Annotated in this window: 11 protein-coding genes and 2 pseudogenes; 4 read left to right on the plus strand and 9 right to left on the minus strand. The window is 65.6% G+C overall.

From position 1 onward, the window contains the following. Positions 1-32: 32 nt before the first annotated feature. Genes FHX60_RS14045 through FHX60_RS14060 form a run of 4 tightly spaced genes read right to left on the minus strand, consistent with a single transcriptional unit; the run spans position 33 to position 4,554 of the window. Positions 33-1,079, minus strand: coding sequence for a glutathione S-transferase family protein (locus FHX60_RS14045; protein WP_183283702.1), 1,047 nt, complete (start codon positions 1,077-1,079; stop codon positions 33-35). A 21-nt stretch (positions 1,080-1,100) separates the two neighbouring features. Continuing rightward, entirely contained in the window at positions 1,101-2,018 is a 918-nt protein-coding gene (locus FHX60_RS14050) for a tryptophan 2,3-dioxygenase (RefSeq protein WP_183283703.1), read from the minus strand. A gap of 23 nt (positions 2,019-2,041) precedes the next feature. After that, positions 2,042-3,436 carry an amidase gene (locus FHX60_RS14055; protein WP_183283704.1) on the minus strand — a complete coding sequence of 465 codons (1,395 nt, stop codon included), beginning with the start codon at positions 3,434-3,436 and terminating at the stop codon, positions 2,042-2,044. Beyond that, positions 3,436-4,554, minus strand: coding sequence for an iron-containing alcohol dehydrogenase (locus FHX60_RS14060; RefSeq protein WP_112777397.1), 1,119 nt, complete (start codon positions 4,552-4,554; stop codon positions 3,436-3,438). The genes FHX60_RS14055 and FHX60_RS14060 overlap by 1 nt, the downstream gene beginning before the upstream one ends. Positions 4,555-4,811: 257 nt before the next feature. Between FHX60_RS14060 and FHX60_RS14065 the strand changes: the two genes are divergently transcribed. Both FHX60_RS14065 and FHX60_RS14070 read left to right on the plus strand, forming a co-directional pair. Further along, positions 4,812-5,495 carry a nitroreductase gene (locus FHX60_RS14065; RefSeq protein ID WP_183283705.1) on the plus strand — a complete coding sequence of 228 codons (684 nt, stop codon included), beginning with the start codon at positions 4,812-4,814 and terminating at the stop codon, positions 5,493-5,495. A 1,115-nt stretch (positions 5,496-6,610) separates the two neighbouring features. After that, positions 6,611-7,819, plus strand: coding sequence for an NAD(P)/FAD-dependent oxidoreductase (locus FHX60_RS14070; RefSeq protein ID WP_183283706.1), 1,209 nt, complete (start codon positions 6,611-6,613; stop codon positions 7,817-7,819). 127 nt (positions 7,820-7,946) lie between these two features. Here FHX60_RS14070 and FHX60_RS14075 read toward each other — a convergent pair whose 3' ends face one another. The 3 genes from FHX60_RS14075 to uxuA all read right to left on the minus strand — a co-directional run bounded on the left by FHX60_RS14075 (position 7,947) and on the right by uxuA (position 11,913). Beyond that, positions 7,947-9,560, minus strand: a complete 1,614-nt coding sequence (locus FHX60_RS14075) for an alkaline phosphatase D family protein (protein WP_183283707.1) — start codon at positions 9,558-9,560, stop codon at positions 7,947-7,949. 246 nt (positions 9,561-9,806) lie between these two features. Continuing rightward, on the minus strand, positions 9,807-10,826 hold the full coding sequence (locus FHX60_RS14080; protein ID WP_183283708.1) for a Bug family tripartite tricarboxylate transporter substrate binding protein: 1,020 nt from the start codon (positions 10,824-10,826) through the stop codon (positions 9,807-9,809). Positions 10,827-10,872: 46 nt separating this feature from the next. Further along, positions 10,873-11,913, minus strand: a complete 1,041-nt coding sequence (uxuA, locus tag FHX60_RS14085) for a mannonate dehydratase (protein ID WP_183283709.1) — start codon at positions 11,911-11,913, stop codon at positions 10,873-10,875. 258 nt (positions 11,914-12,171) lie between these two features. Here uxuA and FHX60_RS14090 point away from each other — a divergent pair, with 258 nt between their 5' ends. Beyond that, a complete protein-coding gene (locus tag FHX60_RS14090) occupies positions 12,172-12,912 on the plus strand; it encodes a FadR/GntR family transcriptional regulator (RefSeq protein ID WP_183283710.1) in 741 nt (246 codons plus the stop codon). Positions 12,913-13,036: 124 nt separating this feature from the next. Here the strand turns inward: FHX60_RS14090 and FHX60_RS14095 are convergent. Next, positions 13,037-13,256 (minus strand): annotated as a pseudogene (locus FHX60_RS14095) (transposase); the annotation flags it as partial. A 236-nt stretch (positions 13,257-13,492) separates the two neighbouring features. Between FHX60_RS14095 and FHX60_RS14100 the strand changes: the two are divergent. Next, positions 13,493-14,734 carry an IS110 family RNA-guided transposase gene (locus FHX60_RS14100; RefSeq protein ID WP_183283711.1) on the plus strand — a complete coding sequence of 414 codons (1,242 nt, stop codon included), beginning with the start codon at positions 13,493-13,495 and terminating at the stop codon, positions 14,732-14,734. Positions 14,735-14,759: 25 nt separating this feature from the next. On the opposite strand, the pseudogene FHX60_RS14105 reads toward FHX60_RS14100, so the two are convergent. Then, positions 14,760-15,824, minus strand: a pseudogene (locus FHX60_RS14105) (IS256 family transposase); the annotation flags it as partial. Between the last annotated feature and the right edge of the window lie 21 nt (positions 15,825-15,845).

A 15,845-nucleotide genomic window follows, 5' to 3' on the forward strand; every position in this document is an offset into this window, starting at 1 on the left:
TCGGCACGGGCCGATAACAGGATGGCCGCCGCTCAGGCCGGGGACGTCTCCACGCAGGTTCCCAGCGCGTCCATCTGTTGCGATGGCGGCAGCGAGTCGATAGTGGCGCGGATCGCCTCCCTGCAGAGCGAAGGGCGCTTGGCCAGCATCTCGACATAGCGGGCAACGTTGGGCAGGTCGTCCCACATTGGCGCGAGCCCGAGGTATGCCAGCCGCACCAGGTTGACACCCCACAGCACATCCCCCAGAGAGAACGCGTGTCCCGCAACATACTGCGCTGGTGCAGTCTCCAGGGTACGGTCCAGCTCCTTCAACACGCGTTCGACGTGATGGCGCGCGACGCGCTGGAATGCGGCATCGCAACGCACCGCCCGGCCGCCTCGCTCCTTGGCGAGCTTGGCGCGATAGGCGGCAACGAGTTCGTTGTCTTCGGCATTGTCGGTGAGCATGGCCTCGATCGCGGCGATCTTGTGATCGTAGACTGTTTCCATGATCGCCTTGAGCGCGTCGGGCCGCCGGTCGGCTTCGGGATGCGAGCCATAGAGCAGGGCGCCGTTTGGCATCTGGTCGACAATCTCCACTTGACGCATTACCGCGGCACGCTCCTGGTCATCGTCGGGCAGGAGCTGGATTGGCGCGCGCGACACCGCGTCGAGATAGCAGCAGATCCGCCGCGAATCCGCGATCACGCGGGAGGCTTCGTGGTCGACGAGCAACGGCACCGCGCAGGGATCGAACCCATCGGTGTCCACGGAAGGACGTCCGCTATAGCCGGTGACGAACTCCCGTCCGATTTCCTGTCCGGCTATCAGCCGCAGGCGGACGTAGGGCGGGTGATAGTGCTCTGCCGGAATGACGCCGTCCGGACCCATCGCGCTCAGGATCAGCATGTCGTTCGATCGGTACGGCAACCGTTTTTCCAACAGCACCGCGCGTACTTTCTGGGAGCACAGGGAACTCGCCGCATGGAACAGCTCGAAGCGCGGGTTTGCATCGTTCCCCACGATGGTGATCCGTGCAGGATCGGCGATGGCAGCGCGGGCACAGGCTGCCAGCCTGCTTGTGGGCTCATTGTGCATGGGTTTCTTCCAGGTCGATGGTCAGTCACGCAGTCCCATTCCCCGGCCGCCTTGCTGCCCGCGGGCGTGCGGGCACACCGCGGGTGGATCGCCGATGATGCCGCGCGCGGACCAGAGTTCCGGGAACGGGATCTCGTTCATGGTTGGCAGCAGCCAGGCAATGCCCTCGGTGCCGAAGTAGGCCGGCCTTGCGCCGAAGGTGCGGCGCGTGGCCATCAGGTGCAGGTGTTTCCATGCGGCGAATCCCTCCGCGATATCGGCCAGCGTCTCGCCGAGTTGCTGCAGTTCGCGGTGCTGGTCCGGATCGGCGTAGACGTCGCGCCAGACCTTCTCGACCGTTTGGTCCGGCGTATAGGGCATGCTGAAATCGCGGTCGAGTGCCGGCGTCGGCACGGCGAAGCCCTGGCGGCTCAGATGGGCAAGCACGTCGTCGTACAGGCTCGGCTCTGCCAGTGCTTTGCTGAGTTGCTGCCAGCGGTGGGGCTGCGGCAGGAAGTGCTGCAGGTGCTCGCCCTGCTTGATGCCGAGCAGGTAGACCATCTGGCGGAAGGTCCAGCCCTGGAGCGCGGTGTCCTTGCCATACTTCGGACCAACGCAGGACAGGATCGCCAGCAGGTCGACCGGTGTCATCCACGCAATGGAGCGCCAGGTCGCATTGAGCGGCTCGTGGTGGGCGACGACGCGCCGCAACGTGCGGCAGGCGCCAGCCAGGTCGTCGGCACGCAGTTGCGCCTGCGCGGCCTGGATTTCCCGGATGATCAGCATCCAGTAGAGCTCGGACACCTGCGCCGACACGATCCAGGCGTGCTCGCCGGGATGATCGCTGACGGGGTGCTGCAGCGAGTGAAGCAGCTCGGTCTGCAACCAGTCGCTGTAGGGCGTATGGCCGGCGGGCGCTTCTGCCGGCGCCAGGGATGCGGGCTTGACGGTATGGTTCATTCTGGTCTCCTCGTGGTGGTGGGTCAGGGCAAGTCTGGTGCACCGCAGGCGGTCCCCAGCAACGACTCCATCTGCTGCGCGACCCGCAGCAGCGCAGCGTCGCCGCCGGGCCGGGCGACGATCTGCAACGCCGCCGGAAGGCCGCCGTTGCGGGACGGCAGGGGAATCGAGATGGCGGGAAAGCCGGCCAGGTTGAACGGGGCGGTGTAGGTCATCAGGGCTTCGCGAACCGTGCCGGTCCAGTCGCCGATGCCGACCGTGCCGGCGTCGCGTCGCGGCGCGGTGCAAGGGCAGGTCGGCAACACGAGAAAGTCGAACGCCGACATCGCCGCATGCAGCCGGGCCGTGAACTCTCGCCTCGCCTGCTGGGCTGCCGCATAGGCGCGCAGATCCATGGCCTGTGCGCGCCGGAGTCGGTCGACCGTTTCCGGGTTGTAATGCCTGGCGATGCGATCCCACTCGTGGCGGCGCAGATGCTCGATGCCGCCCTCGATGAGGACGATGGCCGCGAAGGCATCGAACACGGTGTCGAACATGGCATCAAACCGACGGGTTCCGCCGAGGTCCTCGCAGGCAAAGTCCTGGGCCAGTTTTTCAACTGCTCCAGCGAAAGCGCTGGCGATCTCCGCACTCAGCGGCACCGGCGCGATGTGCCGGACGATGCCGAGGCGAGGGGACAGCCTGGCATCGGCGTGGGAATTCCCGATGCCGAGGGCTTCGGCGAGCACCCGCACGTCATCGACCTGTGAGCCCAGCAGGCCGACATGGTCGCAGGTGGGCGCCAGCGGAAACACACCGCGCGTAGAAAGCGTGCCGAGCGTCGGCTTGAAGCCGACCACACCGCAGAGCGCGGCCGGAATCCGCACTGAGCCGCCGGTGTCGGTGCCCACGCCCGCCATGACCGCGCCATGCGCGATCGCCGCCGCGGCGCCGCCGCTCGAGCCGCCTGGAATGCGGGTGTGGTCGCGGGGATTCAGGGTGTCGCCGAAGCTGGGGCTGGCGGTGGTCACGCCCCACGCAAATTCGTGGGTGGTGGTCTTGCCGATGACGATGGCGCCGCAATCCGTCAAGATCTTCACGATGTCGGCGTCGGCTGCGGGAACATTGCCGCGGCAGGCCGTCGATCCGTACAGGGTTTCGATGTCTTTGGTGTCGATCAGGTCCTTGATGGCGATCGGCAGGCCTTCCAGCGGGCGCTGGCTGCCTTCGCGGTAGCGACGGTCGCTTTCCGCAGCGGCCTGCAAGGCGCGCGCCCCGTCAATGGCGGCGAACGCGTTGAGTGACTGTTTGCATGCCTGCGCGCGTTGGAGTGCCGCTTCAGCCAGGCCTGTCGCGGTGACCTCCCGGCTGGCCAGGGCCTCGAGCGCGTTGCGCAGGCCGGTGGGATGCGGGAAGCTGTCGGAGGGCTGGCGGTTCATTACCACATTCCCTCCAGCAGCGCATCCAGCCTGGTGCCGGCGTTGTCGCCCAGGTCGCCGACCTCGGCGGGATAGTTCTGCTTGAGCAGCGCCGCCATCTCGGGAAGCCTGGCCCGGTCGAAATCGAGGTCGCCGAGCCGGCTCGGCAGTTGCAGCGCGTCCACGACTGCCTCGATGCGGTCGGCGAGGAAGGCGGCAGGCGTGCGGCTGCCACGGTCCATGGCGAAGATCTCGAGCTTGCGGCCATAGGCGCCGGCACAGGCCCGGATGACGGGCGCCAGCGCGATGCAGGAGGTCAGGCTGTGAGCGACGCCGAAGGTCCCGCCGAGGATGTGCCCGATGCGATGGCTCAGGCCATAGATGACCGAAGCGGGATAGAAGTAGCACTGCCACGCGGCAAGCTGAAGCTGCATCAGGTCGTCGGTCGAAACCAGGCCGCCCGCGATGGCATCCCGCGTTTCGAGCTTGCGCGGCCACTTCTCCAGCACGGCCAGGAAGCGCTCCACGCCCCTGGCGGCGAGGATGGCGTGAGGATGATCCACGTCGACCCGGCGCATGCCTTCCACGGCATGGTCGATGCCCTTGATGGCCGAGCTCAGCAGCAGCATGCGCGGGGTATCGACGATCATCCTCGGGTCGAGCACCACCAGCCTGGGTGTGGTTTCGCGGACGGCATGGCTGCGCTTGAATTTGCGCGGGCCATCCGTCTCGGTCACGCCGAAATAGTGGGAGAACTCCGAACCCGACAGCGTGGTGGGAATCGCCGCAATCGGCAGGTAGCGGCCGGTCTGCTGGAAATGCAGGTGCGAGACCGCCTTGGCGGCGTCGAGCACGGAGCCGCCGCCGAGCGCGATGATCGATTCCGCACGGGCACCGATGCAGGCGCGCAGCCCGTCCTGGACGGCGAAATCGGGAACATGCGGCGGCAGGCCGGTGAAGGTGCCAACGCTGTCGCCGACGGCAGGCTGCAGGTGCTCGCGGTTCAATGCGTCAAGGAACTCGACGGTGAATATGATCGGACGGCGGATGCCGTAGCTCCCCATGGACGCTGCGACGGTCTTCAGCACGTCGAGTCCCCAGACAATCTCTTCCTGCGGCAGGCATTTCAACTGATTCATTCCACATCTCCACCGTGTTTTCGTATGGGATCGGGCGTCGATCCGAGTAGGAAGATAGGCGAATCGGCTGCGCGCGTGCCCGTGGGATTGCGGAACGCAGCGTCCAGGAATCTGGACGCCGTACCTGTGCCGACAGGTGCTGGTCGTTCGTCGATTCCGGACGGAGCTTTCCAGGCTTGCCGTCTTCACAAGGCCGGGGAGATATCTATGATCTTTTCCAGCGTAGCGACCCCCACCACTAGAACGGAGACATGAAGATGGAGGCAATCCAATTGACGGAAGCGCTGATCCGCGGACGCCGCAGCAAGCGCGGCTTCCTGGACCACGCGGTGCCGATCGAGACGGTCAGGGACATCCTGTCCGTCGCGAAATACGCGCCCAGTTCGAGCAACACGCAGCCCTGGCGCTGCTATGTGCTGACCGGAGCGGCGCGCGACAAGATCACGGAAGCCGCGGTCGAAGCGTATCGCGCCGCGCCCACGGGGCTCGCGCCCGAATACCCGTTCTTTCCCAACGAATTGCCCGCGCCGTTCTCTTCGCGCTTCAACACGTTTCGCGGCATGCTGGGCGATGCGCAGGGCGTGCAGCGCAGCGATATCGTCGGGCGCCGACGCGACGTCGAACGGCAGTTCCGGTTCTTTGATGCGCCAGTGGGGCTGATCTTCACCATGGATCGGCGCCTGGAATGGGCCAGCTTCATCTGCTACGGCTGCTTTCTGCAGAACATCATGCTGGCCGCGCGCGCGCGCGGGCTGGATACCTGTCCGCAGCAGATCTGGTCGCTGCAATCGGCGGTGCTTCGGGAAAGTCTTGGCATCTCCAGCGAGGAGATGATCGTGGCCGGCATGTCGCTGGGCTATGCGGACAACAGTATGCCGGAGAACAACATGGACCTCAGCAGGCTGGAACTGGACGAGTTCGTCTCGTTCTTGACTGGCTGATACGCGTGCTGTGCAAGCTGGCCGGCGCCAATGGCATTCGCGTTGCCGGACGCGGCCGGCCGCTGAGGATCGTGCAGAGGGACGGTCAGCCGACCGCTCAGATCACGCCGCTGCGGCAAAGCGCGAGCGCCAGCCCGATATGGAGAGTTGCCAGGGAAATCCACCCGACAAACGAAATGCAAAGCCGGTAGCGGTACATGATGCTCTCCACTGGATCGGGCCAGACGCCGATGCATAGCAGCTTAGGCGCAGTGGCCATGCGGCAGTAGATTCGTACCTGGGCCTTCAGCGTTTCCTTGCCCGCACCAATGCCCCTGGTCGCAGGCGCGGTGCATCCTGCAGCCTGCGCCACCCCAGGCATGTCTCGTCATGACTGCACTCGCTACCGGAACAGCCGCCTGTCCGGGCGCTCAGACAGCCCCGGAAAAGGGCGCGGCGCCCGCGGCAGGGCCTGCCGCGCCCTGATGCGGCTTCTGCCTAGTTCACGGTGCCAGCCCGCCCCGGCACCTCGCCGTGCTCGCCACGGGGAGCGGAGAAGATTCTGCGCGCACGCTTCCCGGGTGCTCTCGCGCGGGACGGGGTCAGTTCCGGGGCAAGCCATCTGGAACGGGAGCGGGCGCACCGATTGGTGCCGGTGTGGTAACAGAGTGGGTACTTTGGTGATGCTTCCGCTGCAACCGGCCGACAGCTAGGATGCTCTTCAAGCGGCCGCTGTTTGCCTTCCGGCGCAGACCCGCCGAGCATCCCCGTCATCTCAGCAGGAGGGAACATGACGCAACGCCTCAACGACTTCCAGCAATCGCCCGCGCTGTCCAAGATGCTCATGGAGCTCCGGAAACCGGCTGAACGTCGCCTTCCGCATGGTGCCGGATTCCTCCGACAAGGCCTGCGGGCTGGACAAGGCCAACCTGAGTCATGCCATGAAACGGTCGGGGCGCCGGTCTTCACCCCGGTGAACTAGCGCAGCCGTTCTCCCGGGCCGGTCACGGCCCGGTTCCCCCGATTTCGGACCCCGGATCCGCCGGTTTTGCACCGCGCGGCCAGGCGTCTTACACCGTTCGGTCGCCACGTCGTGCCGCCGAAGGCCAACAACAGAAGGAAGCGAGGTAACCATCATGAAACGTAGGATCCTGATTGTCGGCGGCGGCTTTGCCGGACTGTGGACGGCGCTCGGCGCGGCGCGCGTCGTCGATATGCAAGGCGGCGCTGCGGCGGATGTCGAGATCACGCTGGTTTCACCGCGGCCAGAGCTCCACGTCCGTCCGCGCCTGCACGAGGCCCACCCCGAGCAGATGGCGGTGCCGTTCCTTCCGGTGCTGGACGCCGTTGGCGTCAAGTTCATCGAAGGCTCGGTCGAGCGCATCCATGTGGCGGACCATTGCGTCGAGATCACCAGGGCCGATGGCCAGACCAGCACCGAAGGCTACGAGCGCCTGGTCCTTGCCAGCGGTAGCCGCCTGTTCCGTCCGCCGCTGCCGGGCCTGGCAGAACACGCCTTCGCGGTGGACCAGCTGCACGAGGCGGTGGCGCTGCGCGAGCATCTGGAACGCCTGCCGTCGCAGCCCGAGGGCCCGCGGCGCAATACCTTTGTCGTGGTCGGCGGCGGCTTTACGGGGCTGGAGGTGGCGACTGAACTGCCGCAGCGGCTGTGCGCGATCCTGGGCGAGACCGTGCGCCCCCGCATCGTCATCGTCGAGCGCGCAGATGCGATCGGTCCGGATCTCGGGCCCGGCCCGCGCCCGCAGATCCTGCAGGCACTGGAGCAGCTGGGTATCGAGACCCGCGTCGGCGCGGGCGTGGTCTCTGTGGATGCCGGCGGCGTGGTGACCGCGACCGGTGAACGGATCGACGCGGGCACGGTCATCTGGACGGGTGGCATGATTGCCAGTGGCCTGACCGCGCAAGTCTCGCCGCACCTTGACCGACAGGGGCGCATGGAAGTCACCGCGGACCTGCGGGTGACCGGTACAAGCGGTGTGTTCGGCGCCGGCGACGTGGTGCGCGCACTGACCGACGACGACGGCCACTACTCGCTGATGTCGTGCCAGCACGCCTTGTACATGGGGCGATTTGCCGGACATAACGTGGCGGCGGACCTGCTGGGTCTGCCGACGATCGCGTACCGGCAGGACTTCTATGCAACCTGCCTTGACCTGGGCGCATGGGGCGCGGTCTATACCGAAGGCTGGGACCGGCAGGTCAAGCTGACGCACGCCGAAGGCAAGGCACGCAAGTTGCTGATCAATACCCAGTGGATCTACCCGCCGGCCGCGGACCGGGAGCAGGCGCTGGCCGCGGGCAATCCGGAGGTCACGTACACCTGAGGCGTTCTCGCCCCGGCCGTGCCGACGCCCCGCTCTCGCGGGGCGTCGGCTTTGCGGGGATGGGTCCCGCGTCTTTCCAAGTCCCGATTGGCGCGCAGGGCTGGTGGCAGCACAATCCGCGGTCAGGCTAGCTGGCTGACACAAGCTGCACGCCGGGCCGCCGGTCCTCCACCACGAACGCCGCCTGCGTGCCGACCGCGCTGTCCGCGCGCGTGACGTCTTCCACGGCGCGCAGCGTGGCGGCCCATCGTGCCGGCGTGGACTCGACCACGGTGTAGCCGCGCTGGTCGGGCCGCGCATGCACGATATGCGGATTGTGGGCCATGATTTTTGCGGCGCTCTCCATGCTGCTGCCCGAGGCCGAGGCGATGGAGGTGGTGCAGAACTCGCTGGCGATCACTTGGGATGACGGGTCGCTGAAGTCCGCCAGCACATTGCAGGCGTAGTGCTGGTGGATATCGCCGCCGATGAACACGGTATTGCGCGGCGCCGCCGCCGCGATGCTGTCGAGCAGGCGCTGGCGCGCGGCCGGATAGCCGTCCCAGGTGTCGCTGTGGAAGGCTTCCTGCGGCGGCGCCTTGTAGTTGCGCCGCGAGAAGATGGTCTGCTGCGCGATCGCGCTCCAGCGCGTCTGGTCGCGCTGGTCCTGCACCAGTCCCTGTGCCAGCCATTGTTCCTGCGCGCTGCCCAGCATGGTGCGGCGCGGGTCGCCGAGCGCGCTGCAATCGCCTGGGGACACGGAGCCCTTGCGTAATTGCCCCGGTTCGCGGCAGGGCTGGAGATCGCGATACTGGCGGTCGTCCAGCAGATGGAAATCGACCAGCCGGCCCCAGCGGTGGCGCGCGTGGATGCTCAGCGCATCCGGCGTGCCAAGTCCCGCCATGCCATGCACCAGCGCGCTCGCGCGGATTGGCATGTTTTCGTAGAACGCCTGGTAGCCGGCCGTGCGCCGCGCGAGGAACGCGGCCGCTGGCTCGCTGCCCGCGCGTCCCGCATAGTCGTTCTGCACTTCATGGTCGTCCCAGGTTACCAGCCAGGGGCACGCGGCATGCATGGCCTGCAGCAGCGGGTCGCTCTTGTACAGCGCGTAGCGGTCGCGGAAGTCCTGCAGGCTGGTCGCGGTGGGCAGGCTGTGCGTGCGCGGCAGGTGCGCGCGCGCGTTGGCCGGCACCGCGGCTTCGTAGATGTAGTCACCCAGGAATACCACCAGGTCCAGGTCTTCCTGCCGCATTTGCCGGTAGGCGGCGTAGTGGCCTTGCTCCCAGCGCTGGCAGGAGGCAAAGGCAAAGCGCACCCGCGGCGCCAGCGTGTCGGACGCCGGCGCGGTGCGGGTGCGCGCCGGCGCGGTGACTGCGTCGCCGTGCATGAAACGGTAGAAGTACCAGCGGTCGGGGCGCAGCCCATCGACTTCCACATGAACGGAATGGCCGAGTTCTGGCAGCGCCTGCGCCTGGCCGCGGCGCACGATGCGACGGAATGCTTCGTCCTCGGCGACTTCCCACCGGACGGTCAGCGGTCCCTGCAGCGGGCTGGTGCCCTGGGCGTCGGCCTGCGGCGTGCCAGGGATCGCGCCGTCGAGCAGGCGCGTCCACAGCACGAATCCGTCCGGCGCCGGCGCGCCGCTGGCCACGCCCAGCGAAAACAGATCGCGCTCGCGCAGGGTGGCGGAAAGGGCCCAGCGGGGCAACTGGGTGGCAAGGGCGGAGGCCGCTGCCAGCTTCAGGAAGGTTCTTCTTTGCATGCCGGTTCCGGGATATCGGAGTTCGTGACGCGCTGTCGATGTGCAGAACTATAGCGAAGCGGGTCAGCCGGTTCGGCTATTCAAAAAGTCGTCTTGGGTGCGCTTGGTCGGCCTTGGCGACAGATGACGGCCGTGCGGTCCATGGCCCTCCCGGGGCAAGGCAGCCGTCGTTCTGCTGACCAGCCACGAACGTCGCTTGGCTCGTAATTCCGGCAAGCAGGCCGGCATTCACCGGCCTGCGCAGCCTTAATCAGCCGTGATGTGGTTGGCCTTCACCACCTCGCCCCACATCTTGTAGTGGGTGCGGGTCAGCGTTGCGAGCTGCTCGGGCGTGCCGCCGCCGGGCTCGTCGCCGCGGTCGACAATGCTCTTGACCACGGCCGGGTCCTTCAGCGCCGTATTCAATGCGGCGTTGGCTTTCTTGACGATGTCAGGGCTTAGGCCCGGCGGTCCGTACAGGCCGATGAACGAGATGATGGTGAAGTCCTTGATGCCGCTCTCGGTGGCCGTTGGCACGTCCGGGATCATGGCCACGCGCTTGGGTCCCGTGACCATCAGCGGCCGCAACTGGCCCGACTTGATGAAAGGCGCCACGACCGACGTGGCATCGAACATCGCATCCAGGCGTCCGGCCATCAGGTCGACCATGGCCGGGCTGCTGCCCTTGTAGGGCACATGGTTCATCCTGGGGCCGCCCATGCGCTCGCGCAGCAGTTCCATCGTGACGTGCGGCAATGCGCCGGTACCGCCCGAGCCATAGTCGACGGTCTTGCCCGACTTGTCGCGCGCCTTGACCTCCTCGACGAACTGCGCGTAAGTCTTGATGGGCGAACTGGCGGGCACGACCAGGACCAGCGGCGACTGCAGCATCGTGCCTATCGGCGTCAGCTTCTGCGGATCGACGATGCCAAGCTTGGTGTAGACATGCGGCATGATCGTCATCGAGCCGTTGCCTACCAGGAGCTTGTTCCCGTCGGGCGCCGCGCGCATGACCTCAATGGAGGCGATATTGCCGTTCACGCCGGCCTTGTTGTCGATGACAAACGACTGCCCGAGCGAACTCTGCAGGCCGTTAAGCAGCGCACGTCCCGCAAAGTCGGTCTGGCCACCGGGCGGAAAGCCAACCAGCAGTGTCACCGGCTTGGTTGGCCAGGTGGTCTGCGCCCACGCGGCGGTCGTCGCAAGCGCGCCAAGGCCGAGCACAGCGACGCTCAGGATCAATGCGGAACGGCGCGAATTCACGCGCGATTTCATAGTGATTGTCATGACAGGTCTCCGATTATGTTTTAAATGGACCGCAGTCCATGGCGTTTCAGGTCGCCTTTTCCATCGCTTCCCACATCCCGCTGATATAGACCGCGCCGAGTGCCCGGTCATAGAGACCGTATCCCGGCTTGCCCGTCTCGCCCCAGATCATGCGGCCGTGATCGGGGCGGTAATAGCCCTGGAAGCCGACGTCGTGGTACGCCTTGACGATCGCGGCAATATCCAGTGATCCGCAACTCGACAGGTGGGCGGTTTCCTCGAAATCGCCTTCCGGCGTGATCTTGACGTTGCGGATATGGGCGAAGTGGATGCGTCCCATGCCGCCGAACTCGCGCACCAGCGCCTCGACGTTGTTCTGCGGGCCGGCGCCAAGCGAGCCGGAGCACAGCGTCAGACCGTTTGCCGGCGTGTCGACGATCCCCAGGATGCGTGCCAGGTCGTCGCGGTTCTTGACGATGCGCGGCAGTCCGAAAATGGGGCGCGGCGGATCGTCCGGATGAATGGCCATCTTGATGCCGCACTCCTGGGCCACCGGAATGATCGCGCGCAGGAAATGCTCCAAGTGCTCCCAGAGCCTGCCTTCGTCGATACCACGATATTCGGCCAGCAGCGACTGCAGTTCTCCTGGCGCGTAGCTGGAATCCCAGCCGGGCAGGGCGATACCCTGGCTGACGTCGATCTGTTCGACCTCGCGGTTGCTGAAGGCAAGGCAGGTGGAACCGTCATCGAGCTTTTTTGCCAGTTCCGTACGGGTCCAGTCGAACACCGGCATGAAGTTGTAGCAGATGACCTCGATGCCCGCGGCGGCCAGGTTCCTGATGTTCTGCTGGTAGTTCGCGATCAGCCGCTCGCGCGTCGGCTTGCCGAGCTTGATGTCCTCATGGACCGGAACCGACTCCACCACCTTGAACTGCAGCCCCGCCGCCTCGATGGTGGACTTGAGCGCCAGGATCTTGTCCAGCGGCCATACCTCGCCGACCGGTTCGTCGTAGATGGCGGAGACGATGTGGGTCATGCCCGGGATCTGCCGGATGTATTCGAGAGGGATCGGGTCGGTGGGGCCAAACCAGCGGAACGACATCTTCATGGGTGGGGCTTCCTTGAGACGACTCTGTTGCGGCAGAAGGGGCGGAATGGCGATCTGGTCTGAACCCGCGCCCCGTCATGGCCTGATCGTCACGCGGCTTTGGTGTGCCGGGTTGAATTAAGTGGTTCACCAATTGTGCGTGTGGTTGCCCAATTTCGCCGTCATGGTTTACCATGGTGTGCAACAGGCACTGCCCGATATGCCTTCTCGGGCCAGGTCAACCGGTGCTCATACTTGGCAAATGCCGCCTAACCTGCGATGACACATTCCCCCAGCGATCTTGTAACCCGTGCGACCGTCGAGAACCCGCCAGCGGCCAGCGACCGTTCGTACCTGAGCCTGGCCAGCCAGGTGCAGGCATTGATCGTATCCGGAGAGTTCTCCGCCGGCATGCGGCTGCCATCCGAACGCACGCTGGCCGAGCGGTTCAGCGTCAGCCGTACCCTGGTGCGCGAGGCCATCATCGCGCTGGAGGTGCAGGGACTAGTCGAAGTGCGCGGCGGCTCCGGGATCTACGTCTGCGCAGAAACGCCCGCGCCTGGTGGCGAGCCGTTCGAGATGCCCTGGCGGCCGGGGCCGATAGAATCGCTGCGCGCCCGAGTCTTAATCGAATCGGAAATCGCCGGCCTGGCGGCCAGCGAGCGTAAGGATGGCGACCTTGACCGCATGTTCGCGGCCCTGAGCCTGATGCGCGAGCACATGGACGACAAGCAGGCCAACGAGGCGGCGGACCGGCAGTTCCACCTGTGCCTGGCCGAATCGACCGGCAACAGGGTCCTGCTGCATATGGTCACCGCACTGTGGGACAGCGGACGCAGCGATCCGCTATGGGGCAAGATTGAGGAACACTTCCATACCACGCGGCTGCGGGAGGCATCGCAGGAAGACCATCAGCAGATCTTCGCGGCGGTGATGGCGCGCGACGCGGCAGCGGCGCGGGCGGCAATGCGTAACCACCTGGAGAGGGTGATCAGCGAGTTCACTCAGGCGTGGCGTTGAGGGATAGCCCGTTGGGAATTGGGAGTTTGTTGCGCGGCGATCTATGCCCAGGAGGCCTGTCAGCTTTTTTGGGTGCAGGGCAGGTAAAGGCTCACCGCAACTTGAACGGTGAGCCAGGATTATCTCAACGATGCGGGTGGGTGAAGCGCTCTTCGAAGGATGGCGAACTGGTTCATGGCAGCCTTCCAGTCGTGTGTTGAGCTGCCCCACTTGCCGGTGATGTTGCGCAGGGCCAGCCATAGCAGCTTGGTCGCCGGCTCGTCGCTGGGGAAGTGACCGCGCGTCTTGATGATCTTGCGCAGCTGCGCATTGATACTCTCGATGGCATTCGTAACCGGCATGATAGGAACCGGTGCCCTCCCTCTCCTCACCGCGTAACTTGGTGTATGGTTCGACCATCCGGGACAGGGGCACCGGGGAGCACTTCGGGTGGGCAGGCCGTTCATATACGTTGAGCTGCGAGCTCGTGTTAGTAGTTGGCCGCCCCTGCGACCCGCCCGGTTGCGCTGCGAGCGCGAATCCGTAGTTGTCGTGCTGTCCCACCGGCTCCCATTTGCAATGTTTCCCATGGGAGACGCCAATGCGAGTGATAGGACTGGATGTATCGCGATCAGTGGCCGAGATCGCCTATTTGGAGAACGGCCTGCTACGTGCCGGCGGGCGCGTCGGACTGCGACGCGACGAGCTGGAACGCTTTGCTGCCAAGCTGAAGCCCGACGACCACGTGGTACTCGAGGCGACCGGCAACACGATCGCCATCGCGAACGTGCTGACAGGTCATGTCGGCAAAGTGATTGTCGCCAACCCCTTGCAAGTCCGCCTGATCGCTGAGGCCCGCGTGAAGACGGATAAGATCGATGCGGCGATCCTTGCGCAACTCTATGCGAGTGGCTTCCTGCCCGAGGTGTGGATTCCAGACGAGGCCACGCAAGCGATGCGGCGGCAGGTGTCGCGCCGCGCCCAGATCGTGCGGCAGCGGACGCGGCTCAAGAATGAGATTCACGCTGTCCTTGCAGCCCATCTCATCGAACGATGTCCCGCCACAGACCTGTTTGGCAAGAAAGGGCGGGCCTGGCTGAGCCTGCAGCCGCTACCCATGGACGAACGCATCGGGATCGACCAGCGGTTGCATGAGCTCGACAGGCTGGCAGAGAATCTGCAGCAGGTTGAGCGCGTCCTGGCCCAATCCGCTATTCAGGACGACAGGCTGCGCAAGCTGCTGACCATCACCGGCATCAACACCACTGTTGCGATCGGGTTGATCTCGGCCATCGGCGATATCGCTCGCTTTCGCTCGCCGGAGAAACTGGTCAGCTACTTTGGCCTCAATCCTTCGGTCTACCAATCCGGCTTGCAACCAGCAAAGCACGGACACATCAGCAAGCGCGGACGTTCCTACGCGCGTGCCATGCTGGTCGAGGCTGCCTGGGCCGCAGCCCAAACAGCCGGCCCCGTCCGTGCGTTCTTCCTACGTGTCCGCGATCGTCGCGGTCAGCAGATCGCGGCCGTTGCCACGGCACGCAAGCTGGCAATCATCGTCTGGCACGTCCTCACGCGTAACGAATCCTTCGCCTGGGATCGCCCGGCGCTCACTGCGCGCAAGACCCGTGAACTGGAACTGCAGGCAGGCATGCCTCCTGCGCGTCGCGGTAGCCGCAAGGGGTCTGCCGCCGCCTACAATCTGAAGTCCGTCCGGGATTTGGAGCGTGCAGCCGGCGAGCAAGCCGAGCAGGCTTACCAACGCCTGTTCTCGCGCTGGAAGCAAGCGCGACCGCAGGCAAGTGCGGTACGCGCTCCGTGGCCACCAATACGGACGCCATAAACGACCGAAAGCACACCGCGCGCTTGTCAACTTCATCCGTTGTGTAGATGATCTTGCGGATCGCCGGCGGGAACGTAAAGAACGGGATCACCTGATCCCAGGCGCGACGCCAGGATGCGCCGATCGGTGCATACCGCTGACCCCATTGCCCTTTCTCGAAGGCTTCCAGTTCGGCCAGCGCAGCCTCGACAGTGGGTGCCGTGTACACGGGCTTGAGCGCCGCCGCTACGGCCCGGCGTTCCTTCCAGCTGGCGTACTCCAGGCTGTTGCGGATCAGATGCACGATGCAGGTCTGCAGCGTCGTGTGAGGGAACACCGCGTTCAAGGCCTGCTCCATGCCCCTGAGCCCATCAGTGACGGCAATCAGGATGTCCTGCGTGCCCCGGGTCTTCAGGTCGTTGAACACCTTCATCCAGAACTTGGCGCCTTCAGTGGTCTCGATCCACAGGCCCAGGATGTCGCGCGTGCCGTCGGGCAGCACGCCCAAGGCCAGGTAGACGGCCTTGTTGCGCACCACGCCGTCCTCGCGCATCTTGACCCGCAGCGCGTCGAAGAACACCACCGGGTACATCGCCTCCAGCGGGCGGGCCTGCCAGGTGGTGACCTCGTCCATGACCGCATCGGTCACCGAGCTGATGAACTCGGGCGAGACCTCGGTGCCGTACTGCTCGGCCAGGAACGCCTGGATCTCGCGCACGGTCATGCCCCGGGCGTACATGGCGATGATCTTGTCGTCGAACCCGGTGAAGCGCCGCTCGTGCTTGGGGATCAGAATCGGATCGAAACTGCCGTCGCGGTCGCGCGGGATGTCCACCCGCAGCGGACCGTCCTCGGTCAGAAGGGTCTTGGCGCTCTTGCCATTGCGCTGGTTGACCGTGCCGGCCGGGCGCTCGGCGCCAGCCGCGTAGCCCAGGTGATGGCCAAGCTCAGCGCCCAGGGCGCGTTCGATCAGGGCCTTCTTGAACGCCATCGACGCGTCCTGGACCGCCTCGGCAGTCATCGGGCCCTTGACGAAATGGGCAATCAAGTCCTCCGGGATGGTCGGCAGCTCACGGTCGGCGGCCTGGCTCGTCTTGGTTCTGCGTGGCATACATGCTCCTTGGCGACATGT

The sequence above is a fragment of the Cupriavidus alkaliphilus genome (assembly GCF_014191175.1).
In the GTDB taxonomy this organism is placed as follows: Bacteria; Pseudomonadota; Gammaproteobacteria; order Burkholderiales; family Burkholderiaceae; genus Cupriavidus; species Cupriavidus alkaliphilus.